We start from the raw sequence: 24,713 nt of genomic DNA on the forward strand, positions 1-24,713 counted from the left end.
TTGACTGATCAACAAGCGCCACCATCATCCGTTCACGAGCCAGTGCAACAACCGCTGCCACTGGCTTTTATTAACGGTGAGGCGCTTATTGAGAAACCAGAAGATCTTTTTATTCCGCCCGATGCCCTTGAAGTTATCTTAGAGACTTTTGAGGGGCCGCTTGATTTACTGCTGTATCTTATCCGTAAGCAACGGTTCGATATTACCACATTACCTATTGCGGCCGTGACCAAGCAATATATGGAATACGTCGATACCATGATAGCGCTTAGGCTAGAGTTGGCGTCAGAGTATTTACTGATGGCCGCTATTTTAGCGGAAATTAAGTCGCGATTACTGCTGCCAAAGCGAAGTGATGACAACGACGAAGAAGACGATCCGCGAGCCGAACTTATTCGCCGCTTGAAAGAATATGAAGTCGTTAAACAGGCCGCAGAAGATTTAGACGTTCAGCCTAGACTAGGCCGAGATGTATTTACTGTGCGTGTTGATACGTCTGAACATGTCGCACCAATTCGCGTAGAGTCAGAAGTTAGTTTGGCTGAAATTGTGTTGGCATTTAGTGCTGCGATGAAAAGAGCACAAGCGTTTGAACATCATACTATTGAGCGAGAAGCGTTAAGTACTCGTGAGCGAATGTCACTTATTCTAAGTACGCTTAACAACGTTGAATTTATGCCTCTTGAAGCGCTGTTTACACTAGAGGAAGGGCGAGCTGGGGTAGTTGTTTCTTTCTTGGCTATTTTGGAGCTGGTAAAAGAACAGCTGATTTTATGCATTCAAGCAGGCCCTCACGCGAGAATTCATGTAAAATTAGGCAGCCATGAAGAAAATTAACACCACGCAATTGAAGCAATTGGTAGAGGCAGCAATTTTTGTTGCTGATAAACCCGTTACACGTCAAGTGCTTAAAGATACTGTGTTGAGCGAATTTACCGTAGCAGATAAAACGCTAAACAATGTGTTAAATGAACTAATATTAGATTATCAGCCAAGAGGCATTCAACTGATTGAGGTAGCTAGCGGGTTTCGCTTTCAGTCTGTTGATGCATTAAGCCCATGGTTGAGTAAATTATGGCAAGAATCTGCACCTAAATACTCAAGAGCAATGCTAGAAACATTAGCGCTTATCGCTTATCGCCAGCCAATAACCCGAGGCGAGATTGAAAGCGTTCGAGGTGTGGCGGTGAGCAGTAGTATAATGAAAACACTCACAGAACGAGATTGGATAAAGGTAGTGGGGCATAAAGAGGTGCCGGGTAGGCCAGCGCTTTATGCTACAACGAAAACCTTTTTGGACTATTTTTCACTTGCGTCATTATCTGAACTACCAAGTTCAGACGCTTTTGAAAACATGGAAACATCCAACTCGTCGCTTAAGGTGTTAAATGAGGCACCGTCTGATGATACAGACCGTGCGACCGATAACGAGCAAAAAAAGAGTGAAGTAATACATGACTGAAAAGTTGCAAAAAGTACTGGCTAACCAAGGGCTAGGCTCGCGACGTGAAATGGAACGTTGGATTGAACAGGGTCGCGTTTCAATAGATGGTACGTTAGCGACGTTGGGTGACCGTGTCGATGACACTGCAGCAATCCGTGTAGATGGGCATTTGCTTTCTCGACAAACTGAAAAACCTGTATGTCGCGTGCTGATGTATAACAAACCTGAAGGAGAGTTATGTAGCCGCCATGACCCAGACGGTCGTGATACCGTGTTCGATAGGCTTCCAGCTATCCGTTTAGGACGATGGATCACGGTTGGTCGTCTTGATATGAATACCAGTGGGCTGTTGTTGTTTACCAATGATGGTGAGCTTGCGAACAGACTAATGCATCCTAAATGCGAAGTAGAGCGTGAATATGCTGTGCGAGTGTTTGGTGAGGTAACAGGAAAAACGCTGAGTACGTTGAAAAAAGGCGTGAAACTTGAAGATGGTGAAGCGAAATTTTTAACTATATCTGGAACCCCAACCCCTGTTGGCGCGGAAGATGAAAGTATGAACCGTTGGTTCAACGTTACGCTTAAAGAAGGGCGTAATCGAGAAGTGCGCCGTTTATGGGAGTCTCAAGGCGTACAAGTTAGTCGCCTTATCCGAGTGAAATATGGTCCTATAGAACTTCAAAAACGCTTACCTCAAGGTGCTTGGGTAGAACTTGGTTTAGACGACCTTAATGCGTTGCGACAGCATGTTCAGCTGCCAGATGAAACCCAAACTATGGTTGATGTGCGCCAAGGCAAACTTGATCATGCACGTTTAAGCAGGATGAGACGCTCGGTTAAAAAGCATAAAGTACGTAAAGAGCATGGTGTAAAAAACCGTGTAGGGCGCGCGGCTAAGCGATAGCTCTCTGATTTATAATAAAAACGATTTAGCCCCTTGAGATATAGCGTCCATGGGGCTTTTTTGTATCCAAATTTAAGTTTATTTTCTTAGACTTTCCATAACACGCAATTGCATTGTAAATTAAATGTTAATATTGGCTCGCCTGATTTTGAAATATACTTTACGCTAGAGGTCGGTTTTCAAATGACGAGCTATTACTATGATTGCTGATATACAGCTGCCTGCATCGCTGAAAATTGGTGGCGGCGCATTATCGGACTTACCCAATGTACTGGCTACATTAGGTGTGAAACGCCCTTTTTTAATTGCCGATCCAATCATGAAGAAATTAGGAACTGTCGCGCAAGTGATCTCTCTTCTGCGCGGCGAGGGGATTGAGGCTGAGGCGTTTTGTGATGTGATGCCAGAGCCTGATGATTTGTCTATAGCCGGTGCGGTCGCACAGATTAAGGAAATAGGCGCTGACAGTATCATTGCACTTGGCGGTGGTAGCGCTATCGACAGCGCAAAAGCCATTGCCCTTTTGGTGTCACACGGGGGCAGCATGCGAGACTATAAAGTCCCGTTTGTGGTTAACCAGCAAAGCATCCCTGTTATCGCTGTTCCCACTACAGCAGGGACTGGCTCTGAGTGTACGCGAGTCACCGTTATCAGCGACAGTGATTCACATGAGAAAATGCTTTGTATGGGGCCAGGCCTTATGCCTAAAGCAGCTATCATTGATTACGAACTAACACTTACCGTGCCATTTCGTGTGGCGGCAGACACAGGTATTGATGCGTTAACCCATGCCATTGAGGCGTGGGTTAGTAAAAAAGCCAACCCGTTTAGCGACCAACAAGCGATTGCTGCTATGCGATTGATTGCCCCCAATTTGATAAGCGCATGTAAGGACGAGAACAACAAAAAAGCAAAAGAATCGATGATGTTGGGCGCCACCCTTGCGGGAATGGCTTTTTCAAATGCATCGGTGGCGCTTGTGCACGGCATGAGCAGGCCACTGGGCGTTCATTTTCATGTACCCCATGGAATGAGTAATGCGATGCTGTTGCCTGCCATCACAGCGTATTCGTTAACTGGCGCAGAGCAACGTTATGCTGAATGTGCAAAAATTATGGGGCTTGTTTCCGCTGACGCAGATAGCGCTCATAGTCACAGCGCGCTTATTACATTCCTCAACAAACTTAATTGTGAGCTTCAGGTACCGACAATGTCGCAATTTGGAATAGATAAGTCTCAGTATGAGGCATTGCTTGAACTAATGGCTGACCAAGCCCTTGCCTCGGGTTCGCCGTCAAACAACCCGCGAGTTCCACAAAAACAAGCACTGGTTAATTTGTACAGGCAGCTGTATTCATAGTGACAATGAGTTGCTGATTGTCTTGATTACCGTTGCTGGGTTACCCCCAATAACAATATTATCGCCAAAGGATTTAGTCACGACAGCACCTGATGCGACAACCACGTTATCACCCAATGTTACGCCAGGGTTTATCACCGCGTTACCGCCTACCCAGCAATTATGGCCAAGCGTTACGGGCTTAGCGAATTCGATACCTGTTGCGCGCTCGGTCGGGTCAAGAGGATGGGTGGCGGTGTAAATACCAACGTGTGGCGCTAGCATGCAATTATCACCTATGGTGACTTTTGCAGCGTCTAAAATGACACAGTTAAAATTTGCATAAAAGCTCTCGCCAACATGAATGTTTTCGCCATAATCGCATTTGAATGACGATTCTATATAAAGGCGTTTCCCGGTGGTGCCGAACAATTTTTTTAATAATTGTGTTCGTGTTTTATGCTCGCTTTGACATGTGGAATTTAAGATGTCGAGCTGCTTTCTACATTGAACGCGCAATGCGGTGAGTACTTTATCGGAAGGAAAGTAATTCTCACCGCTTAGCATTTTTTCTTTTTCAGTCATTATACAGGTTGTGTATGGGGCTATGCATAGACCTTACTGATTTGAATCATATCGCACAACCACTTTGTCGTTTAACGTTTGTGACTGGATGTCCAACGTCACGGGACGTTTAAGAATTATCTGCCCGTTAACTACCACAGACGAGGCGATAGTAAGCGTAGGTGGTTTGCTGTCGCCAGAATTCCAACTATCTTCACGGCTACGGTAAACGATATCGCCATTCACGACGGTGTCTCCGTCTAGTGTTATATCACCATTAAGTGAGATAACGTCTTTTTCTACCGTTGTGCCGGAAAGTTCGATATCGCCATTTACTGATTCGATATCTCTGCCTACATGGGTATGAGATGAAAGGGAGATATCACCATTGACCGTCTCAATATCGCGGCGCACTTTTAAATGTTCCTTTGCATCCACATTGCCGTTAACGATATCTATGCTTTTGATTAAAACATGCTCGCCGACTTCTAAGTTACCATTCACAATATCAACAGATTCAGCGGAAGCATGGTCGTCCATGGTAACGTTGCCATTTATCGACGAGATATCACCAGCGTTACGACGCTCTGAGACATTAATGCTGCCTATGATACTGCTTAAATCGTCTCCTTCTGCTGCGTTACTTTTACCTCCGTGGATAACACATCCCGATAGAAGCGTTACTGTTGAAAGGAGAATTACACTGGCGGCGGTAAGTTTTTTCATTGCGACATTCCTGTTTGTGCAGTTTTATTACACTGTGTAGTGCGATTGTTCTAATTGATTGGTTATATTCATGCACATTCATGCACCGTGCCATTTTTGAAAAAGCTATTATTATCATTGGTTTACTTTATTTTTTTAATTTCATCATCGATATACACAAAGCAATAAAGAGATGATTTGGTCTATTTGCTTAATTAGTAAGTTTTTTTACTAATAGTGGCCGAATTACACACAAAGAGATGGGTATTAGCTGAATTAGTGATCGGACAGTCATAAGTATTATCTTTATTGGACAGGCATAAAAAGCGCTTCGGACGGTCGCATCGGCCACTGCCGTTAGTGTCGGCGTAATGCTTGCATACTTTTATAATAGTTACATTGGTATAACGTTGCGATGACGTCGCACCCATATTTTTACAGGGAATGCATAAATGAAAGGTCTTAATTATTTAGGTGCAGTACATGCTCGATAAGCAGAATCAATTACGTAGAGCAAAGCGATTCGCTCTATTTTGCCTCGTCATTGCGGCAAGCGTTTTTGTTGCGTCGACCGTGGTTCAAAGCTACTTCCCTGAAATAGCCAATGCGCATTGGTTAGGCTTGATTAAGATGGCGAGCGAAGCGGCGTTAGTAGGTGGTTTGGCCGATTGGTTTGCCGTAACTGCGTTATTCAAACCAATTCCTGCCAAGTATCCGATACCGCACACGAATATTGTCGCGAGCAATAAAAACATTATTGCTGAAAATTTATCACAGTTTGTGAAAGAAAAGTTTTTTCATCCCGAAGCAATCGAACAGCTAATATCAACTTCTAATCCAGCCAGAGGAGCAGGTCGGTGGCTGTCACATGAGCAAAATGCTAAAAGGTTAAGTCGCTTTGTATGTGATGCACTTGTAGGTATTTTACGCGTGCTAGATGATAAGCCGGTTAAGGCGTTTATTGGTCGTACGGCGCAACGGGGGCTTCGCCAACTTGATCTTAAAAAACTTATTGCGACGTCTTTAGGTGCCATAACGCGAGATAGGCAGCATCAGGTTGTTCTTGATAAATTACTTGGGAAATTAGCGGCTACGCTTGCCGAGCCAGAAACACAACATTACATTGCTGATACGCTTGTAGTGTGGCTGAAAACAGAACATAACCGTATAGAAAAGCTATTGCCGTCGACATGGCTAAGTGAGCAAGGCGCGCTAATTGCTGTAAAAGCGGTTTCAAGCATATTAGATGATATTTATGAAGACTCAGAACATCCTTTAAGACATTCCTTCGACGAGCAAGTGCATGATTTCATCTATGAACTTGAACATAGCCCGTTAATGGAAGCGCGAATCGATGCGTATCGAGAGCAAATAATAGACGATCCTTCGCTGAATGCCTACTTGCAAGGCACATGGGAGAAACTTCAAAGCTGGTTACTGAAAAGCTTAAGCGAGAAAGAGGGGACCGCCGAGAGTAAAGTTGCGGGGTGGTTTTATGAACTTGGGATAACGCTGTCGAAGGACAGTGATTTAGCAAGTGCGTTTAATCAACACATTGGCGAGGCTGGCAAATACATGGCTCCAGAACTCGCTGACTTTTTAACTGCTCATATAAGAGATACGATTAAAGGGTGGGATGAAAAAGAAATGGCAGAGCAAATAGAGCTGAATATAGGCAGAGATCTTCAAAAAGTGCGCGTTAATGGCACCATAGTCGGCGGTTTCATAGGGGCAATTTTATACGGTGTTGAAATTGCTATTTTAGGCTAAATACGAGATTGTCAGCATCAACTTTACGTTTTAGACCGCCTTCTACTTCAGAGCGTTCCAATAAGGTGATTTGATAATGGGCCCCATATAAAGCGTTTACGGATGAGTCATCTACGCTAAATGGAGGGCCAGGCAATTTTTCTTGGTCGTAATCAAATGAAATTATAAGCTGCGGTGCAGATTGGGTAATTTCAATAATATGTGCACCGTAGTTTGCTCTAATATCGTTAGGTAGCGCCACTAGCGCAGCTCTATCGTAGACGCCATCTATTTTTCCCAAGTCATTAGATGACAAGGTGAAAATGTCTCCGACAAAAACGGTTAAGCCATCGACAGAATATTTAAGCCCTGTTGACGTGTTCTCAACCACTGGATTAACATCCAATTCTTCGAAAAGCTGTTGTGTAGCCACTTCACTCAGCTCTGCACCCACTACGGTACAGCCCTGCGATAAAAGCCAGCCAATATCTTTCGTTTTGCCGCACAGTGGGACGAATATGTTTGGGGCCTTGGCGGTGCTAAGCAAAACCGACGAATACTTTACCAGAAGTGCGTTACCTTGAGGCTCGTGAAAGGCAATTTCATTGTTTTGCCATTTGCTATGCCAAAAACTATGTTCCATTTACCACCTCAGAGGGAATAAAGTATTATTTTACCGTTTTATAGCGTGACGATCAGGCCACGCTATAAGTAAACCTATTGGTCTAGCGGTGTATTGAAGTCTTCGGAAAGTTCGAAATCGCCTTCTATTGAAACAATTCTTTCGTCTTCAAAGGTGATGATCATTTGCTTTTGAAAGTCTTCGCCGCGCTTTCTCATTCCGCGCTTCATATCGTAAACGTAATACCACGTGTCATCATCAAACGAGTCTTGAACTACTGGGTTCCCTAGAACATAAATTACTTGTTCTTTGGTCATGTCGATACGAAGCTTCTTAACGTCTCGCTCGTCTAAGAAGTTTCCTTGTGGCACATCTATACGATAAATCCAGTTACTACAGGCGGTCGATGTAAGGGTAATGCTCAGTATTACTAATATGTGTTGCAACTTCATGCGTAAATCAGTCCAGTATTGCTTTGTGTTGCCTAGTACGATTTGTACTTAGGGTGTTTTCTTGCACGCGCGAACGCATGCTACCTTGACAACTATGACCAATCAACTTCATTTTAGTTCGATACGGCGCTTTTAAGCAGTTCTTTTGCGTTTGCAAGCGCAGACTTGGTTACTTTGTCGCCAGCAAGCAGGCGCGCGAGTTCGTCGACGCGGTCTTGCTTCGTTAATGCAAGCATCTGCGTTTCTGTACTTTCGCCATCGGTAATCTTGGTCACGAAAAGCTGATTATGTGCCTGTGCAGCAACTTGTGGTAAGTGTGTTACACACATGACTTGCGACGTTTTGCCTAATTTCCGAAGTAATCCGCCAACGATTGATGCTGTAGGGCCGCTTATTCCTGTATCCACCTCGTCAAAAATCATAGTAGGTGTTGCGTTGTTGTCATTCGCAATAACCTGTATGGCTAACCCAATACGAGATAGCTCACCGCCTGATACTACCTTCTCTAATTTATCGGCATCTTGTCCTGGGTTTGTCGATGCCTTAAATGCGACAACATCAAGTCCGTTAGCACTTGGTTTCTTCAAAGGGTCGTAATCAACATCAATTTGTACCTGAGCATGCGGCATATTCATCTGTCGAATTTGCTTTTCAATATCAGCGGCAAGCGCGATAGCTGATTGCTGTCGATTATTAGACAATATCTGGGTTGTTGTCAGATACTCGTCTTTGCACTGGTTTACTTCATCTTCCAATGTGGTAAGAAGCGTCTCTTGTTCGCCAAGTGCGGTGAATTCTTCAGTCAGTGACTGGTGATGCTGAAAAAGGGCCTCGGGCATCACGTTGTGTTTACGGGCTAAATCCATCGCTTTTCCATACCGCGCTTCAACTTGTTGCAGGCGCAACGGATCGATTTCCAATGCGTCACAATAACTTCGAAGTTCGCTTGCTGCTTCTTCAACCTGAATAGAGGCTTCATTGAGCATAGCAATTATCGGTGTAAGTGTGGCGTCGTGCGCTTCGAGTTCGCCTAATCGTTCTATACTATGCTGAATTACAGAAAGTGCGTTGCCTTCATCATTTTCATAAAGGTTGTATACACTTGTTTGCGCTTGCTCAAGTAAGCTCTGTCCATTGCTCAACCTTTTGTGTTCCGTTTCCAGTTCTTCAAATTCGCCTTCTTCAATTGAAAACTCGTCTAACTCTTTTACTTGATATGTCAGCAGCTGCAAACGGTCTTCACGTTGTTGCGCCTGATTTTGCAAATCTGACAATAGTTTCTGCTTTTCTTTCCACTGCATATAAGATTGCTTTACGTTTTCTAACAACCCGTTGTGGTTGGAATAGCTATCTACCAAATTGCGCTGGTATTCTTCTTTAAGAAGTTGAAGATGTGTATTTTGTCCATGGATCGCAAGAACATACTGGCCTAAACTTTTGAGTTGCTGCAGTGATGCAGGTATACCGTTGATGAATGCTTTCGAGCGACCTTCTTTTGAGATTACACGTCGAATAAAACAACTGTTGTCATCTTCATCCGAAGTAAGTTCATGTTCATCGAGAAAATGCTTTGCAAGCGCGTTACCTTCAAGTGAAAAGTGAGCGATTATCTCAGCTTTTTGGGCGCCTTTACGTACGGCGTTGGCATCGGCGCGTTCGCCTAAACAAAGACTAAGCGCGTCGATAGCAATAGATTTACCCGCTCCCGTTTCACCCGTAATAGCGGTTAACCCATGCTCTAGCTGAATCGAAAGTTGTTTTACTACAGCAAAGTTGCTAATTGAAAGATGCGCTAACATAACTACACTTACCCATTTAACATGATATATATACAGTTAGTGTAAATATATACAGTATTTTGTTTAGGGTAAAGTATTTGTCGTTTAATTAAACGTATTTTGAAGAGGATTTTTGAAAATATCAATATATTCAAATGGATAAGGTAGGGCTTAAGGAGGGAGAATATATTCAAATGGTTGCAGGGTAACAAAAAACGCCAAAACGTTTGTAACGTTTTGGCGCTCAGTATACGATGTTATTGAGTTAGTTCGCCCGAACTCGATTCTAGGTGAGCTCTCACAAACCATTGAAATTGCTCTAGGTCTGCCAACTGGCCGGTAATCATATCTTCCGATACTGGGTCTATGTCACCCAGCGTCTCTAATGCTTTCCTGTGATCGCCGTTCACACCATTGTATACCGCATCTAGCGCCACTAGATGGTCTGTTACTAGCGCCTTGCCCAGCGCGTAGTCATCCCACGAGCGTGTTTCGACAATCGCTTTCGGTGTTCCTTTTGGTACACCACCTAATGTAGCAATGCGCTCTGCGATTGTGTCTGTCATATCACGAACAGCGTCCACCTGAGGGTCGAGCATTTCGTGTACGCCAATAAAATTTGGGCCTACCACGTTCCAATGAACATGTTTTAGCGTAAGTTGTAAATCAAGAAGTGCAGTTAAACGTTCCGCCAATACATTAATCGCTTTAGCGGCTGTGTCGTTATCCATTCCTGGTGCAGTAAACTTAATATTCTCGTTACTCATCATTACTCCTTATAAACTCTAATTGTCTGTCGATATTGCAATTTATTTTTTGCACGATATCAACGAACTCACAGTGATAGGTGCAACCGTCATACCGAAATGGTAGAGAATTTTTATTTTATCTACTTTTCAGTGTCTTAGCCGTTTTTGTAAGAGAGTTTAAGGAAATATTTGATGTGTAGAGAAAGGGAAGGAGAATGAAAAGAGTACAAGGCGTTGTAAGATTTTCGTACTTTTATCAGAAAGTAACAAACCTACACACGAAATAGTTTTGGTAACCTTTTTAAAGAGGGACCGATTCAGCGTTGAATATCAAAACGATTAAAGATGAGAGCGTGCGCAGTCAAGCGAACCATCGAACCACGCACACTTAATAGAGTTTACTGCCCCATCCTAACTTTTTACGTAGCACGTTGAAGTAGTCATAGCCTTTCGGGTGCACCAAGTGCAACTTATCGCCGCTCTTATTGATGCGTATTTCATCACCTGGCAGCACAGGAAGCACAATATGGCTGTCGCAGCTTAGTTGAAGCGAATCACTGTTCACTTTAGAGACTTTCATTGAAACTTGGCTGTCCGCATCAACTACAATGGGGCGACTGCTCAGTGTATGAGGGAACATGGGGACTAACGTAAGCGCATCAAGCTTTGGCATTATTATCGGGCCACCGGCTGATAGCGAATAGGCTGTGGAACCGGTCGGCGTAGCGACGATTAAACCGTCGCTTCTTTGGCTAAACACAAATTGATCATCGATATAAATCTCGAATTCCATCATGTGTGCCACTTTACCGTGATGCAGCACCACTTCGTTCATGGCCGAATTATTACTTTTTAATTTCTCATCTCTATATACGCCCACATCAAGCAAGAAACGTTTTTCTACAAAACATTCGCCGTTAAAGATATGGTCAAGCTGAGAGGCAATGTCATCGGGATGGATATCAGTTAGAAAGCCAAGGTTACCTCGGTTAACACCAACCACGTGGATATCAAACCGCGCAAGCACTCGTGCCGCGCCTAGCATACTGCCATCACCGCCAACGACAACCGCAAGGTCGGCATCTCTGCCAATGGTGACTAAGTTACTCGCGGTGAAATTATCAGTTTCTAATTCGCACGCGATGCTTTCTTCTACCAACAATTTGCAGCCTCGCGCAATAAGATAATCGGCAAGCGTATTAAGGCTATCGTGTGTGGCCGCGTGACGCGGTTTACCTATAAGAGCAACGGTTTGATAGGGCATGGAATGCTAACGTCCTTTCCTTTCCAATGGCAGGACATTAGCACACTTATTTTATGAAAGGAAAGCGTTACCTTGCGGTCCACCCCCCATCAAGGATCATTGCTTGACCGGTAATATTCCTTGCACTGTTAGAGATAAGGAATTTCGCCGTGTCAGCAAGCTCTTCAATGCTAATAAACTGCTTTTTCGGCATGGGCTCTAACATGATTTTGTTAATAACGTCCTCTTCGGTTAAATTGTGTTCTTTTGCTTGGGCGGCAATTTGTTGCTCGACCAAAGGCGTTTTAACGTAGGCTGGGCAGAGTGTATTGATGGTTACGTCACAATCACCGGTTTCTAATGCCACTGTCTTTGCAAACCCTAATAGGCCATGTTTAGCCGCCACATAAGCCGACTTATAGGGTGAAGCTACCACCGAATGAATCGAACCTACATTGATTATCCGGCCATAATTTTTCGCCCGCATAGCGGGTAAAAAAGCCTGAGTGAGGAGGGCTGGGGCGACCAGCATGATGTCTATTAACTGCTGCCATTTTTGCGCAGGGAACTGTTCGAGCGGAGCAACATGCTGTATGCCGGCATTGTTTATCAGTACATCCACGTGTCGTGATTCAAGCTTATCGTGAAGTGAAGCAATATGTTCTGCGTTGCACACATCAAGGGCAATAGCACTGCTGCTACCGCCGGCCTTAATAAGTGCTGATGCTGCTTGCTGTGCTGCGTCTTCATTGATATCTGCAATAATAATATGGTGGCCATCGGCCGCCATTGCTTCGGCAATACCAAAGCCAATGCCACTAGCGCCGCCAGTAATGAAAATTGTGCGTTTCATTACTCTGCTCCTTCACGCACTGTGTTCAACCCATGAAGCATAGCCTTAACCGCTTTAATCTGTGCTCCCTCACGATTGGCGTAGTCTGAAGATGTGTACCCCCACCAGTCCCAGCACCCCTGTGGGTTTAACGGCATAAACATAGATTTCTTAGTTTGTGGGTATAACACAATCATATCGTTATCGTCGGCCCACTCATTTAACCCGGTTTGAGTAACATAGGCATCGCCTACCGCGTCAGCATATTGATTACACCCATGAAAACTAATGTGTGCTTGGCATTGTTTACCGTCGGCGCAACGTTTAGGTACATACACAAAGCCTTCGGATGCGAGTGTTTTTGCGTCGCCGCCAGCAAGAGCTTGCTGGTCGATTGACACTACCTCTCCGCTAAGTGTATCGTCGGGTTCGGCAATGTCAGGAAGCAGATGCTTTAACATCTCACCCGCCGCATTATAGTTACAATTACCGATAAACGGTGTTTCAGATGTTATGCAATCACTACCACTGCTAACCGTCGGAAATGCATGTGCAATTGCTTTGTCATTCACATACTTTATGTTGTCGTCTGTAACCCACTCACTATACATAGCGTGAAGGCTATCGCTTACTTCAGCGACGACGCGGGTATCTTGCGTGCCGTGAAATAGCCATACCTTGTCATTGGCTAAGTTAGTAAGCGGTGCTATTTTGCCATTCGCTTCGTAGCGTTTTGCGGTTTCGTTTAACGCCTTTATATCAATAGGCTCATCAACCGTGTTTACGCATTGACGAAGGGCAACAGTAATATCGCCTTGTGCACACCAGTATGGGCCGCCTGCTAATACGCCCGAGCCAGACACCCAGTCGCTATGTGCAACGTGAAATTGGGTAGCCATGTAACCGCCAGATGACAACCCTGATACGGTGACATTATCTAGCTGCAAGTTTAACATTGGCGTGGCACCGGTGGCATATCCCGAGGTTGCAATACATAGCGCTGAAAATATCGTTTTTAACTTCATGTGTTATCCTTTTATTATTCTTCTAGAAAGCGGCGAATGCGCGTGCGTTGGGCCTGCACATTTGCAACGCCTTCAAGGTGTCCAAGCGAACCAGATAGCATATCAATGGCCGTGTCTTTCCCCATGCTGTTTAGCATGGCGTGGGTACGCTCAGAAAGGTAAGGCATTAACAATAAATCGGTATTCGCTGGAAGAAAGAGTGTTTTGGCTTTTATCGTACTGAGCCCTTTCTCCAAATTTTGTTGATGACCTGCTACGAATAACTGGCAGGCCCTCACTAAATAAAGAAGATGATTAGCATCCATATTTTTTGAACGGGATGCGGCTCTAGCGGTTAGCCAATTTACTATGGAATGCGATGTATTAATGTCTTGTAGTGGTGCATCTTCAAGGTTATTAAAACCCAGTAAATCAGCTTGAGAATTAAAGAACTCCGGTGATAGCGCATGTTGACTAATAAGCATTAACGATGCCGTTAATCCTTTCGATGGCGCAGTGTCTTTAGTGTAATTCCCGTTATTCCAGTTGCTGTCGAGCTTTATCGGCATTGCCCAATGCGCTAACGCAGCCGTCGTCCACCCGTCACTTTCCCCAGCACCAATTACAGAAATCATGCGAGGCACCCAGTCGGGGTAGGCGCTTGCCCAGTCAATAGCTTGCATTGAACCCATCGACGGGCCGACAACGGCGTAAAGTGACGTAATACCTAAACTTTCAAGAAGCGCTTTTTGTACATTCACAAAATCGCGAATAGTCACTACCGGAAACGATAAGCCATAAGGCTTATTCGTCTTGGGGTTAATCGACGCTGGGCCTGTTGTTATTACCTGTTCATCGTAAGCATTCAAGTTAACCAACGTATCAACACTAACAACGAAAAACCTGTTGGTGTCTATGGCTTTTCCTGGGCCAATAATGGCGTCCCAATACCCTGGTTGTGCATCTGTTGCTGCATATTTTCCCGCTGCATGCGAGGTACCAGAAAAGTAGTGGGTGACCAAAATAACGTTATCTTTGTTTGCATTTAACTTACCGTACGCTTCCCAACCAACGTGCACATTTTCAATCGTGCTACCGTTAAACGTTTCAAACGAAGGCAGGGTAAAACGCCGTTTTTCAACAAGTAGCGTTTCAGTGTTTGATGTTTCAGCTACTTCAGTAGTTGTGGCGTTGGCCGGTGTACCCAAAGTACTTAGAAGCACTAGCAATATCAGGGGGAACGCGAGGTTTTTTATCAGGCTCATAAATTATCCTTATTACATCACGCTAAAAAGCGTAATCGCCAAAGCAAGTCCAATTAGGGGCACTACCACAGTAAGCGCCGCTACTGACCAGTAAGCCGCTTTGTGGGTTTCATGGCATATTGCCCTTATGGTGGTGACGACATACCCGTTATGGGGCAGTGAGTCTAAAGCACCTGACGAGATAGATACAATACGATGAAGTTGCTCGGCCTCTACGCCTTGGTCGAGGTAATGCGGAGCAACGAGTGGCAATGCAATGGCCTGACCGCCAGACGCGCTGCCCGTTAAACCTGCGATAACGCTGACCGCGATGGCTGCACCAATAAGTTCATTACCAGGAATTTGCGTCATTAACTCGACAGTGTTTTGAAATGCATCAGTATTTTTCGCTATTGCACCAAAGCCGACAACAGCCGCCGTATTTCCTATGGCGACCAGCGCTCCGGTGGTGCCTAAGTTAATAGCCGATTGAAGGTCGTGAAAGTGCTTGTAGTTAATCACAAGCAAGGTCAGTACACCTCCGCCAAGGGCAAGAATAAGCGCCAGTTGTGCTAACGATTCGTGAAATAAAAACGAAATAATTAAAACTACAAACAAAGGCACTATGCCTGTCAGTGGGTGAGGGTAGTCACGCTCTCGAACTTCAGGATCGCTTTCTCTGGCTTCAAAATTTTCGCCGTTATTCACCGCTTTTCGGATCATTTTTGCTAGCCACCAATAGCCCAATGTCGCCATAAAGACCGCAACCACGAGACTGACTTCCCAAGCAGCAAAAGGCGATGTACCTAAATATTTAATTGGGATCCAATTTTGTATTTCAGGTGAGCCCGCCGATGTCATTGTGAACGTTACCGAACCAAATGCCATAGCCGCTGGAATAAAGCGTCTTGGTAGATTTGCATCTTTAAACAAGCTAACGGCCATGGGGTATACCGAAAATGCCACCACAAATACACTTACGCCGCCGTACGTCAATATGGCGCACGCTAACACAACCGCCATTACAGCCTGCTTGTAGCCTATCTTGTCGATAATCCATCGGGACACTGAATCTGCGGCGCCGCTGTCTTCCATGAATTTGCCGAACAATGCGCCAAGCAAGAACATAAAGAACCAAGAGGCGATAAAGCCAGAGAATCCACTCATGTATGCGCTGACAAAATTTAACTCGCCTGTAAATATCGCAATGTTGTTGGTTACTGCTACCAGTAAAGCGCACAGTGGGGCGGCAATAAACAGGTTCATACCACGGATAGTGAGTATAATTAGCAGCACTAGCCCGCCAACCAACCCAAACATACTTAACATAATTATTTTCCTTAAAAATCTGTGACCGCAGATAGATTGGAATCCGTTAAGCTATAGAATTATTTTGTTGTTATTTCAATGCTTTTCATCACTCATGCAAATGTAGCATGGAAAGAAAAGCACACAGTGTAGTGGCAGAGTGTGGCGCGACTTTGTACTAATTCCCATAGTACGATGGTACTACATACGAACCTTATAAAGTGCTCTAAAGTGATTTTGACCGCAGACATTGCATCCGACAGAACGTAAAAATATAAAATAAAAAAGGACTCACTATGTCACTATCCACACACTTTCAGCGTTACCCTCGTACTGTTTGTGCTGCCGCTGTGGCGACAGCGCTGATATCGTCTAACATCGCCGTTGCGCAAGAAACTGCAGCCGAAGCCAATGAAAAAGGAAAGCTTGAGCGAATAGAAGTAACCGCACGCAAAACCGTTGAATCTCTACAGGAAACACCCGTAGCTATTACGTCTATAGGCGCAATGGAGCTTGCAGAAAAAGGCATCACGGTACTCACCGAAGTTCAGCAATTTTCACCAAATACGACGTTGCAAACCAGTCGTGGCACCAATTCAACCCTAACGGCATTTATTCGTGGCCTTGGTCAGCAAGATCCACTGTGGGGATATGAGCCTGGCGTGGGTATTTATATCGATGATGTTTACATGGCGAGACCTCAGGGCGCTGTACTTGATTTGCTAGATGTACAACGTATAGAAGTACTACGCGGGCCACAAGGTACCCTTTATGGTAAAAATACCATTGGTGGTGCGGTCAAATATGTAACAAAAGAAATGTCGGGCGATGCCGAGTTCAATGTAGAAGCCACCTTGGGTAGCTACAATCAGCGCGATGTTCGTTTTACCGGCCAAGTACCGTTAATTGAAGATACGGTGTATTTAGGTGTTGGGTATGCCAACTTAAATCGAGATGGGTTTGGTGAGTATTTGATCAGTGCGCTTCCAAATCAAGATAAAGAGAACTACAACAAAGACTTGTGGGCAGCGAGAGTCACACTCGAGATTAATGCATCAGACGACTTATTCTTCAGACTTGGTTGGGACAAAACGGAAGATGATTCAAACGCAAAAGGGGGGTTCAGATTACTGCCTAGCTTACTAACCGATGCGCCGGTTCCTGACTCAAAATTTGATTCTTACACGAGTCTACCTACAGAAAATAAAGTAGAACTTGAAGGTTACAGCTGGTTAGCACGCTACAACGTATCCGATAATATGGAGCTGAAATATATTGGCTCACATAGAGAAAGTTATTCACCAACTAATATCGACTTTGATAATACGCCTCTACCTATTTTTGACGTGCCAGCTGAATACGAAGATTCCAATGACACGCATGAAGTTCAATTAAATTACACCGGCGACAGTTATGATCTTGTGTCGGGACTATACCTTTATGATGGTGAATCTTGTGGTAACTTTGACGCTATATTAGGAGTACTTGGGGCTTCACTTGGCGCGCCAGGTCTTACCCGTGAAGTCACAGGGTGTAACAACTCTGAGAGCTGGGCGGCGTATGCTCAATTCAATTACCAAGTAAACGATAAGTTGTCGCTATCGCTTGGTGCACGCTACACAGATGAAGAAAAAACAGCATTTGTAAACAATGGGCTAATTTTTGACAACGTGTATCCGAGCTCTGATTGGATAGAGGGGTATGTACGTCCTGATGGTCAATTAGTGCCTCAAGTGCTGGGCACTGACACCGACGGCGATGGTCTAGTTGATGCACCAGCGAAAGAAAGCTGGTCTCGATTTACGCCTCGTGTTGGCATCGAGTACCAAATGAATACCGACACCATGTTCTTTGCCAGCTACTCTCAAGGCTTCAAATCAGGAACCTTCAACCCACGAGCGCAAACTAACGAACCTGGTGTACGTCCTGAAGTAGTTGATAGTGTAGAAGTTGGTATGAAGAGTGATTTAAGCGATACACTCCGCTTGAACGTTACCTTATTTACTTATGATCACAGTGATAGACAGTATATTGGCGTCGAAGGTGACTTGTCAGACCCAACTGCGCTTGACCAACGATTACGCAATGCAGCAGAAACGGCGGCAAACGGTGCAGAAGTAGAAATGACATGGGTAGCATCTGAAAATCTACAATTCGATGTGGCCTATGGATTTATTGATTTCGAAATTAAAGAAAACAATGCGATCCCACCGATTATTGGCGCGGCAAGTACCCCTGAAAACACGTTAAACGTGAATGCTAACTATCTATTAGAAACCAGCGTTGGTGACATTGTTTTCAATGCTAATTACTACTATCGTGACGACTACCTGTTGTTTGAAACGAGCGACCTTATTGAGCAAGATGCTTATGGTATGGTGAACTTAAGTGCGCGATGGGAAAGCGTTGAAGGGGACTGGTATGCAGGTCTTCATGTGAAGAACCTTACCGATGAAGAATACCTTGTTGGTGGGTACGACTTTGTTACTCGAGATGATGCGGGTAACTTTGGTCCAGGCCTAGGCGGCGATACCACACTCATCGGGTATTACGGCGACCCTCGAACGGTTCATGTAACCGTTGGCTATCGCTTTTAAAAGCGACTGGTCCGATTCACATTTTTAAGCCCACGACAGCGTGGGCTTTTTTGTCTTAAATGAGGTTTATGTTCGTGCATGTAATCATGTCATGCGACGAAAACGCGTATTTAGCGTTAAATGACAGTGGTCTTTTGTAAAATAGAGCGTATGTTACAAGAACGCGAAAGCTAATTGTCGTTTTCGCATGGAGAATGAAATGCGTAAATGGTTTATCAGCATCTGCTTTTTGTTTTTGATTCCTCTGGAGTCGGAAATACGTGATGCTGCATCTACCACTCTGCCGGGAGAGCAATGGTCGCTGTTGGATAGTGCGACTGCTAGCGACACCGACTTAACACGTGATGACGCAAACACCGACCAAGACGATGTTGACGGCATACTAGCCTCTGTTGAATGGATATACTCACAACACCCCGCTGCTCATTTTTATACTGCGTTTTCTGTCACGTTACCCTTTTATGATCACAGAATACGCGCACCGCCAGTACTTCCTTTCCGTTAATAGTCCATCGCCCGTAGGGCATGTTTTTATTTATTATTGAAGGAAAGTAGTATGCATTCACTACCCCTATTTAAAGCTGAAGTGGTTGATCAACTAGCACATGCCACGCATTATAAGAAAGTGACGCTGTCATCACCCGCAGCCTCAATATTTACTGATTTCACCGAACATGAACCGCTTGTCATTGATTATGATGCAAAAGCTGAGTCGCTTGAGCATCTTATGAAAAAGTCTCATGTGAAAATGAAGTTAGTGCTGGATAAAAAAGGCGTATTTATAGGTATTGTTACTGCCGCTGATTTGTCTGAACGTCATATTATTCAAAAGGTTGCCCAGGGTACGCCAAGGGAGTTGCTAACCGCATTCGATTTCATGCAAGCAAAAAGTACGTTGCACTCGTTTGATTTTGAACATATCAAACACGCCACAGTGGGGGATATCGTCGAAACGTTAAAACATAATGGCCAGCACCATTGTCTTGTTATCGATAGAAAAGCACATGTCATCAGAGGCGTTATCAGTGTTAGTGACATAGCGCGAGAGCTACATGCACCGCTTGATATTCAGTCGCAGCCTTCTTTCGCTGCATTGTCGCGTATTATCGCGGCATCGGTGCTGTATTAGCCTGGCCGTTAGGATGTACTTTAAAACCACCAAGATATTGGTGGTTTTTTTTATCACTTAAGCTCTGCCCCCATGGTCTATTGTTTCTGTCATGTTATTATGGTGTTAATAGATTTAGTAGTTGATGGACCTCTCGTGCCGACCAGCATTTTAATTGCCGATGACCACCCGTTATTTCGCGCTGCCATGTGCCATGCGCTTAATAGTAGCGATAACCTGACACTAATGGAGGCCTCCACGTTTCCAGAAACCATGGATGTTTTGGCCAATAATGCCCATATAGATATCGTATTTTTAGATTTGGGTATGCCTGGAACTGAAGGCTTAAATGGGCTCTCTGAGGTTCGAGCTGAATATCCCGACGTGTTGGTTGTTATTGTTACCGCTCAAGATGCGCCAGATATCGTGCAGCGTGCGTTGACGCTTGGCGCAAGTGGATTTATTCCAAAATCTGCGTCGGTAGAGTGTATCGTTGAGGCGGTTAGCACCGTGTTAGAGGGTGAAACATGGTTACCTGAACACATGGGCTCTACTTTAGAACATAGTGAAAAAGTAGACGACTTTAGCATGCGTTTGGCGCAGCTCACGCCACACCAGCTGAAAGTACTTAAAATGGTGTCTGACGGCTTGTTAAATAAACAAATAGCTTACGAGCTCACCATTTCTGAATCTACGGTAAAGCAACATGTCTCAGCCGTATTAAAAAAGCTGGGCGTAATCAATAGAACAAAGGCTGGCATAGCATTTAAAAATACTATGCGAACCGGTAGTTAGTGTTGCTTACTTATTACTAAATGCTTTTTTCAGATAAGCATTAAACGCCGGCGCCGCCGCGCGCTTGTCTTTCTCTATCTGTTCTACTTCTGGCATGGCTTTGAGGGTTTCCATTAACGTCTTGCTTCCTGGTGCATGTTCATAAAGGTCAACATCAAATAGTTTTTTGGCCACAGGAGCTGCAAGGTCCATAGAATAAAGAAACATAATATCGGCTGCCGTGAGCGTGTCGCCCGCTATGAAAGGGGCAAAGTCGGCCGCACGTGCAAGGGATTGTGCCCCGTTAAACAAAGCACGTTTCACTTCTTTTTTCGTATTTTCATCTACTGGTACTCCCCAAAAAGCTTCGGTGTGGCAACGCCTTGCAGGCAGTTCAATATATAATTCTATTAGCTTCACCAACTCTTTCACCTTGGCACGAGCAAAGGGTTCAGTAGGGTAAAGTGGGGGCTGCGGTGCTATCTCATCTAGGTATTCAAGAATAACATTGGTCTCGACCAACACGCCTTGTTCGGTTTGCAACGCAGGCACTTTTCCCGTTGGGCTAATTGCTAAATACTCTGGCGTTTGGTTTGGGTAAGTCGTTACCGCTTCGTATTCTATCCCCTTTAGCGCCATCGCCAATTTAATCATGTTGTAATAGTTGCTAACGTCAAAGCCATACAATTTAAGCATAGTGAATCCTCAAAGAAGTGTTGTAATACATTCATGCTTTATTAAATAACGTGCAACATATCTGTAGTTATAGATGACTATAAAAGCCAATTTGCAAGTGATGTTGCTTTGAAAATAATCCGCTCGCTAAATTAAAACGTAAAACACACATACGAAAAATATAAAGCGTAAGCCGTGTTATCAAAAATTATTAAACGTTTAATCAATAGGCCCAGCCAGCGTTCATCAATTATTAAAAGCAGTGATGAGGCCATTTCGCTTTGGCAGGATACTGGCCAAGTTTATTATCTTGAAAACACAATTAAGCTTACATACACCTCAAATAGTGGTGAAATAACCCTCGAAAAACTGACTATTGATGGACTTCGAAGTGCGGTACAAGCGATTGACGCTATGCCTGATAATTCGCCGTTTGCGAGATCTAATGTTGCAAACCAAGACGATGCTTTTGTTATCAGCATCTGTGGCGTAACGTGGCAGGAAAATGACAACAGTGTTCGAATAAAGGCAATTCCTGAAGCGGCATTACTAAGAAGTAAAACCGCTTGTTTTAGCAAATCACAAGCAGTATTTAGACACGCATTGTTGCTTGAGCATGATGACCTATTAACGCCGGTCTCAGCCGGCGGGCAAGGTGGTGCATTTACGTACAACAGAATATCGCTAGCAGCTTTTACAGATCAAATCGCTCGGGCAAACGCTCGTATTGCGCCAAAAGGTAAACACACTATTACGGTGGGCATTGATAACTTTTCTACCGCATTTACCGAACATGAACAGCAGGCTATCGACACATTGCTACCACTTAATGACGGCAACAAGCTACAACAAAAATAAAACCATTGCTTATATTGCTTCACCTTTCCCCATATAATACGCCTTAACCAAAGGCTTAAAATTCCAGTTGATTAAATCCACATCAAAAGCATACGCGCCCACGTTGTCTGCCCAACGTTCGGATGGAATGCCAGTGGGCCACGTTTGAATATAAACCAGTTTCCCTTCAATGCAATGAAGTACTGATGAAGACTGCTCGCCAGTGGGCGATACATACTTTGTTTCAGATATCACAGAGCCCGGCTCGCAAGCCGCATTAAAGAAAACAAAGCCTCGGTATTCTCCCTTATCACTAAGCGTAATGAGGGCTGCATAATCTTCATCAAGATTAACCTTTCTTAGCGCTGGCGAATAGCCGTCTTCTTGCTTAATTTGAACGCCAATTGATTCATTTTGCCATTGCCAGCCTGTGCTGCCTAGATAATGAAGCGCACTATTCTTTGCATTGTGTGATCTCACTATTTGAAAAGACTGATAGGCGCTAATTGCAACAATGGCGAGCAATAAAGCGCCTGTAACATAAATCAAAAGCAAGTGGTTTTTTCGACTCATAGATGCTCCACAATGTGTGTCGTTATATACGACAACACAGAGAGGTTTGGATTACTCTTCATTTGGCAGAAGGGAATAGGATGTTTGGTTGGGAAGGAAGAAAAAAGTAGTACTGAACTCGAGAGCTAATAGGGCAGATAATCATTTTTTAATTTTAGCCACATAACGTTGTCAAGGCTTGCCTGCGCAGTATGAATATTACAAATGCTGTAACTTTGTATAAATAACCTATAATTACTATTGTTGTTTAACGTGTCCAAATCATTAGCCTAATTGAGCATATAATTTTAACTTTTTTTAATTATCATCACTTCAGCTTATTACTAAACCGGAATGTCATTGAAAATTGATAACAACGAGTTGAAGGAAAATGGAGAAACGCGAGAGCTGTTAACACAACTGTTAACGCCGATGGCTGCGGCATTCTTTTTTCTCTACATGCTACTAACGTTAAGCCATTACTTCTTACTTCCTGACGATTATAAATGGACACTGGTCAGTTTAGCGCTATTTACTACCGTGTTCAGTTTTGTATTAATGCGTAAGTCAGTAGAAATTTCAGCGCATCATCAACGTTTAGGTATTCTTTCACTCTTATTGTTAGGGTCAATAAATAGCCTTGCTCACCTGTGGCTTTCTCAATCGTCCGAACAAACTACAAACCTTTTTTTAGTCATTCTTGCTTGCGGCATTGTTTTATCTAATCGCTCTCAGTGGATAGCATTGATTACGCTTAATTGGGCTGGATGGCTTATTGTAAACGTCGTTGCTGATATTCCGTTGATGCTTCACTTTTTCTTTTCCATGTTAATGGGAACGTTATTAAGTTGGTTTTCACATTTGAGCCGACAAAAACTTGTCAGTAAACAGGTTGAATTAACGAAACAAAGAGATTACGCGGTTACACACGAAAAAGAAGCAATGGCTGCTAATGAAGCAAAAAGTGCCTTTTTAGCCAATATGAGCCATGAAATTCGGACACCTATGAATGGCGTTATTGGCATGATAGAAGTGATTAGCCGTACTAGGTTGGACGAGCAACAATCCAAGTTCGTTGCAACAATAAAACGTAGCGCAGACTCGTTAATGGTGATTATCAACGACATCTTAGACTTTTCGAAAATAGAAGCGGGAGAGTTAACCCTCGAACACATAGAGTTTGATTTAAACCAGTTCATGTACGAGGTAATTCAAGAGCAGAAATTTCAAGCTGATAAAAAAGGTTTGCGGATTGAACTTATTGCAGAAAGTGACAACATCACCAGGGTAGTGGGTGACCCCCTTCGCCTTAAACAAATCTTTAATAATTTACTGTCAAATGCGATTAAATTTACTGAAACGGGGTGTGTTACTGTTCACTATAATATAACGTTTTCCGAGGACGCACTCGTTCTAAACGCAGAGGTAAGTGATACCGGCGCTGGCATAGATGAAGCAGTCATCCCAATAATATTTGATTCATTCTCGCAAGCGGATTCATCAACAACGAGAAAATTTGGAGGTACAGGGCTTGGCCTTGCGATCACTAAACAGATTTGTGAATTGATGGGCGGAGAGATATCCCTAAAAAGCGAGGTAGGGAAAGGGTCGACCTTCGCGTTTTTTGTCACACTGATGGTTCCCGAACAGCCAGACAATGAGACGAAGGTTGCTAGCGTTAGTTCTCACCCTACTGACATGAATCTATCCGTACTATTAGTCGAAGACAATGAAATTAATAGGCAAGTCATGTTGGCTATTTTAGGTGGTATGGGCGCAGACGTTGACGAGGCAAGCGACGGTTGCAAAGCGCTAGATAAGCTGATGAAATCCCCTCCAATACCATACGATATCATTTTGATGGACTGCCAAATGCCTAATTTAGACGGTTACGAAACGACGCGTCGCATTCGTGCTGGTAGTGTAGGCGAGGACTTGTCATCTATCCCAATTGTCGCGTTGACCGCCAATGCTATGGAGAGCGAAAAACAAAAATGTTTTGACGCCGGCATGAATGACTACCTTACTAAACCGGTTAATATTGAATCGTTAACAGCGGTGTTGCTATCGTACCAGCGTAAACAAGACACCGCGCAAGTTTAGGCTTTTTATTTTTCTGTTTGTCTTGGTGTGTTATACGAGGGCTCTGACGGTTAGAGGCAATATACAAACTTAATAGGCAACGCATTATACATTGGTAGGGTTTAGCACATTATTTGTGCACAAGACTACA

At 44.0% G+C, this 24,713-nt stretch carries 24 protein-coding genes; 11 read left to right on the forward strand and 13 right to left on the reverse strand.

Features of this window, described 5'->3' with window-relative positions:
- From AC27EZ_RS16415 to AC27EZ_RS16430, 4 genes are all read left to right on the forward strand, one after another.
- Positions 1–837, forward strand: coding sequence for a segregation and condensation protein A (locus AC27EZ_RS16415; protein WP_487136361.1), 837 nt, complete (start codon positions 1–3; stop codon positions 835–837).
- On the forward strand, positions 824–1,462 hold the full coding sequence (scpB, locus tag AC27EZ_RS16420) for an SMC-Scp complex subunit ScpB (RefSeq protein ID WP_487136362.1): 639 nt from the start codon (positions 824–826) through the stop codon (positions 1,460–1,462). Before AC27EZ_RS16415 ends, scpB begins: the two co-directional genes overlap by 14 nt.
- Positions 1,455–2,348, forward strand: a complete 894-nt coding sequence (gene rluB, locus AC27EZ_RS16425; protein ID WP_421134200.1) for a 23S rRNA pseudouridine(2605) synthase RluB — start codon at positions 1,455–1,457, stop codon at positions 2,346–2,348. The genes scpB and rluB overlap by 8 nt, the downstream gene beginning before the upstream one ends.
- Before the next feature lie 199 nt (positions 2,349–2,547).
- Complete coding sequence (locus AC27EZ_RS16430) at positions 2,548–3,708, forward strand: iron-containing alcohol dehydrogenase (protein WP_487136363.1); 1,161 nt, start codon at positions 2,548–2,550, stop codon at positions 3,706–3,708.
- Here the strand turns inward: AC27EZ_RS16430 and AC27EZ_RS16435 are convergent.
- Complete coding sequence (locus AC27EZ_RS16435) at positions 3,703–4,272, reverse strand: sugar O-acetyltransferase (RefSeq protein ID WP_487136364.1); 570 nt, start codon at positions 4,270–4,272, stop codon at positions 3,703–3,705. The two genes, AC27EZ_RS16430 and AC27EZ_RS16435, sit on opposite strands and share 6 nt — an antisense overlap.
- Before the next feature lie 33 nt (positions 4,273–4,305).
- A complete protein-coding gene (locus AC27EZ_RS16440; protein WP_487136365.1) occupies positions 4,306–4,977 on the reverse strand; it encodes a hypothetical protein in 672 nt (223 codons plus the stop codon).
- Positions 4,978–5,439: 462 nt separating this feature from the next.
- Here AC27EZ_RS16440 and AC27EZ_RS16445 point away from each other — a divergent pair, with 462 nt between their 5' ends.
- The gene (locus AC27EZ_RS16445) at positions 5,440–6,726 is read left to right on the forward strand and encodes a DUF445 domain-containing protein (RefSeq protein WP_487136366.1); all 1,287 of its coding nucleotides are present in this window, start codon (positions 5,440–5,442) and stop codon (positions 6,724–6,726) included.
- Here AC27EZ_RS16445 and tmpT read toward each other — a convergent pair.
- The 9 genes from tmpT to AC27EZ_RS16490 form a co-directional block, all read right to left on the reverse strand.
- A complete protein-coding gene (gene tmpT / locus AC27EZ_RS16450; RefSeq protein ID WP_487136367.1) occupies positions 6,713–7,348 on the reverse strand; it encodes a thiopurine S-methyltransferase in 636 nt (211 codons plus the stop codon). The two genes, AC27EZ_RS16445 and tmpT, sit on opposite strands and share 14 nt — an antisense overlap.
- Positions 7,349–7,422: 74 nt before the next feature.
- A complete protein-coding gene (locus AC27EZ_RS16455; protein WP_487136368.1) occupies positions 7,423–7,779 on the reverse strand; it encodes an outer membrane protein assembly factor BamE in 357 nt (118 codons plus the stop codon).
- A gap of 113 nt (positions 7,780–7,892) precedes the next feature.
- A complete protein-coding gene (gene recN, locus AC27EZ_RS16460) occupies positions 7,893–9,578 on the reverse strand; it encodes a DNA repair protein RecN (protein ID WP_487136369.1) in 1,686 nt (561 codons plus the stop codon).
- 236 nt (positions 9,579–9,814) lie between these two features.
- Complete coding sequence (gene dps, locus AC27EZ_RS16465; protein ID WP_487136370.1) at positions 9,815–10,324, reverse strand: DNA starvation/stationary phase protection protein Dps; 510 nt, start codon at positions 10,322–10,324, stop codon at positions 9,815–9,817.
- A gap of 370 nt (positions 10,325–10,694) precedes the next feature.
- Entirely contained in the window at positions 10,695–11,570 is an 876-nt protein-coding gene (nadK, locus tag AC27EZ_RS16470) for an NAD(+) kinase (RefSeq protein WP_487136371.1), read from the reverse strand.
- 67 nt (positions 11,571–11,637) lie between these two features.
- On the reverse strand, positions 11,638–12,402 hold the full coding sequence (locus AC27EZ_RS16475; RefSeq protein WP_487136372.1) for a 3-hydroxybutyrate dehydrogenase: 765 nt from the start codon (positions 12,400–12,402) through the stop codon (positions 11,638–11,640).
- Entirely contained in the window at positions 12,402–13,406 is a 1,005-nt protein-coding gene (locus AC27EZ_RS16480) for an extracellular catalytic domain type 2 short-chain-length polyhydroxyalkanoate depolymerase (RefSeq protein ID WP_487136373.1), read from the reverse strand. The genes AC27EZ_RS16475 and AC27EZ_RS16480 overlap by 1 nt, the downstream gene beginning before the upstream one ends.
- A 14-nt stretch (positions 13,407–13,420) precedes the next feature.
- On the reverse strand, positions 13,421–14,650 hold the full coding sequence (locus tag AC27EZ_RS16485) for an E22 family MetX-like putative esterase (RefSeq protein ID WP_487136374.1): 1,230 nt from the start codon (positions 14,648–14,650) through the stop codon (positions 13,421–13,423).
- Positions 14,651–14,662: 12 nt separating this feature from the next.
- Positions 14,663–15,958, reverse strand: a complete 1,296-nt coding sequence (locus tag AC27EZ_RS16490) for a GntP family permease (protein ID WP_487136375.1) — start codon at positions 15,956–15,958, stop codon at positions 14,663–14,665.
- 275 nt (positions 15,959–16,233) lie between these two features.
- Here AC27EZ_RS16490 and AC27EZ_RS16495 point away from each other — a divergent pair, with 275 nt between their 5' ends.
- The 4 genes from AC27EZ_RS16495 to AC27EZ_RS16510 all read left to right on the forward strand — a co-directional run bounded on the left by AC27EZ_RS16495 (position 16,234) and on the right by AC27EZ_RS16510 (position 20,437).
- The gene (locus tag AC27EZ_RS16495) at positions 16,234–18,534 is read left to right on the forward strand and encodes a TonB-dependent receptor (protein WP_487136376.1); all 2,301 of its coding nucleotides are present in this window, start codon (positions 16,234–16,236) and stop codon (positions 18,532–18,534) included.
- A gap of 199 nt (positions 18,535–18,733) precedes the next feature.
- The gene (locus AC27EZ_RS16500; protein WP_487136377.1) at positions 18,734–19,039 is read left to right on the forward strand and encodes a hypothetical protein; all 306 of its coding nucleotides are present in this window, start codon (positions 18,734–18,736) and stop codon (positions 19,037–19,039) included.
- Positions 19,040–19,090: 51 nt separating this feature from the next.
- Complete coding sequence (locus AC27EZ_RS16505; protein WP_487136378.1) at positions 19,091–19,663, forward strand: CBS domain-containing protein; 573 nt, start codon at positions 19,091–19,093, stop codon at positions 19,661–19,663.
- Between the two features lie 135 nt (positions 19,664–19,798).
- Positions 19,799–20,437 carry a response regulator gene (locus AC27EZ_RS16510; protein ID WP_487136379.1) on the forward strand — a complete coding sequence of 213 codons (639 nt, stop codon included), beginning with the start codon at positions 19,799–19,801 and terminating at the stop codon, positions 20,435–20,437.
- Positions 20,438–20,443: 6 nt separating this feature from the next.
- On the opposite strand, the gene AC27EZ_RS16515 is transcribed toward AC27EZ_RS16510, so the two are convergent.
- Complete coding sequence (locus AC27EZ_RS16515) at positions 20,444–21,112, reverse strand: glutathione S-transferase family protein (protein ID WP_487136380.1); 669 nt, start codon at positions 21,110–21,112, stop codon at positions 20,444–20,446.
- Positions 21,113–21,286: 174 nt separating this feature from the next.
- Here AC27EZ_RS16515 and AC27EZ_RS16520 point away from each other — a divergent pair, with 174 nt between their 5' ends.
- Positions 21,287–21,949 carry a hypothetical protein gene (locus AC27EZ_RS16520; protein WP_487136381.1) on the forward strand — a complete coding sequence of 221 codons (663 nt, stop codon included), beginning with the start codon at positions 21,287–21,289 and terminating at the stop codon, positions 21,947–21,949.
- 9 nt (positions 21,950–21,958) lie between these two features.
- Here the strand turns inward: AC27EZ_RS16520 and AC27EZ_RS16525 are convergent, their stop codons facing one another.
- Positions 21,959–22,501, reverse strand: coding sequence for a hypothetical protein (locus tag AC27EZ_RS16525; RefSeq protein WP_487136382.1), 543 nt, complete (start codon positions 22,499–22,501; stop codon positions 21,959–21,961).
- A gap of 333 nt (positions 22,502–22,834) precedes the next feature.
- On the opposite strand from AC27EZ_RS16525, the gene AC27EZ_RS16530 reads away from it, so the two are divergent.
- Complete coding sequence (locus tag AC27EZ_RS16530) at positions 22,835–24,583, forward strand: ATP-binding protein (protein WP_487136383.1); 1,749 nt, start codon at positions 22,835–22,837, stop codon at positions 24,581–24,583.
- The last annotated feature ends 130 nt before the right edge of the window (positions 24,584–24,713 follow it).

The sequence above is a fragment of the Alteromonas sp. 4NH20-0056 genome, assembly GCF_057539655.1.

Coding starts and splice junctions, on each gene's coding strand:
- AC27EZ_RS16440 (WP_487136365.1), bottom strand. CDS start 4,977: ATGAAAAAACTTACCGCCGCCAGTGTAATTCTCCTTTCAACAGTAACG.
- AC27EZ_RS16445 (WP_487136366.1), top strand. CDS start 5,440: ATGCTCGATAAGCAGAATCAATTACGTAGAGCAAAGCGATTCGCTCTA.
- nadK (WP_487136371.1), bottom strand. CDS start 11,570: ATGCCCTATCAAACCGTTGCTCTTATAGGTAAACCGCGTCACGCGGCC.
- AC27EZ_RS16530 (WP_487136383.1), top strand. CDS start 22,835: ATGTCATTGAAAATTGATAACAACGAGTTGAAGGAAAATGGAGAAACG.
- AC27EZ_RS16490 (WP_487136375.1), bottom strand. CDS start 15,958: ATGTTAAGTATGTTTGGGTTGGTTGGCGGGCTAGTGCTGCTAATTATA.
- AC27EZ_RS16485 (WP_487136374.1), bottom strand. CDS start 14,650: ATGAGCCTGATAAAAAACCTCGCGTTCCCCCTGATATTGCTAGTGCTT.
- AC27EZ_RS16515 (WP_487136380.1), bottom strand. CDS start 21,112: ATGCTTAAATTGTATGGCTTTGACGTTAGCAACTATTACAACATGATT.
- AC27EZ_RS16455 (WP_487136368.1), bottom strand. CDS start 7,779: ATGAAGTTGCAACACATATTAGTAATACTGAGCATTACCCTTACATCG.
- AC27EZ_RS16495 (WP_487136376.1), top strand. CDS start 16,234: ATGTCACTATCCACACACTTTCAGCGTTACCCTCGTACTGTTTGTGCT.
- dps (WP_487136370.1), bottom strand. CDS start 10,324: ATGAGTAACGAGAATATTAAGTTTACTGCACCAGGAATGGATAACGAC.
- scpB (WP_487136362.1), top strand. CDS start 824: ATGAAGAAAATTAACACCACGCAATTGAAGCAATTGGTAGAGGCAGCA.
- rluB (WP_421134200.1), top strand. CDS start 1,455: ATGACTGAAAAGTTGCAAAAAGTACTGGCTAACCAAGGGCTAGGCTCG.
- recN (WP_487136369.1), bottom strand. CDS start 9,578: ATGTTAGCGCATCTTTCAATTAGCAACTTTGCTGTAGTAAAACAACTT.
- AC27EZ_RS16475 (WP_487136372.1), bottom strand. CDS start 12,402: ATGAAACGCACAATTTTCATTACTGGCGGCGCTAGTGGCATTGGCTTT.
- AC27EZ_RS16505 (WP_487136378.1), top strand. CDS start 19,091: ATGCATTCACTACCCCTATTTAAAGCTGAAGTGGTTGATCAACTAGCA.
- AC27EZ_RS16525 (WP_487136382.1), bottom strand. CDS start 22,501: ATGAGTCGAAAAAACCACTTGCTTTTGATTTATGTTACAGGCGCTTTA.
- AC27EZ_RS16435 (WP_487136364.1), bottom strand. CDS start 4,272: ATGACTGAAAAAGAAAAAATGCTAAGCGGTGAGAATTACTTTCCTTCC.
- AC27EZ_RS16500 (WP_487136377.1), top strand. CDS start 18,734: ATGCGTAAATGGTTTATCAGCATCTGCTTTTTGTTTTTGATTCCTCTG.
- AC27EZ_RS16480 (WP_487136373.1), bottom strand. CDS start 13,406: ATGAAGTTAAAAACGATATTTTCAGCGCTATGTATTGCAACCTCGGGA.
- AC27EZ_RS16430 (WP_487136363.1), top strand. CDS start 2,548: ATGATTGCTGATATACAGCTGCCTGCATCGCTGAAAATTGGTGGCGGC.
- tmpT (WP_487136367.1), bottom strand. CDS start 7,348: ATGGAACATAGTTTTTGGCATAGCAAATGGCAAAACAATGAAATTGCC.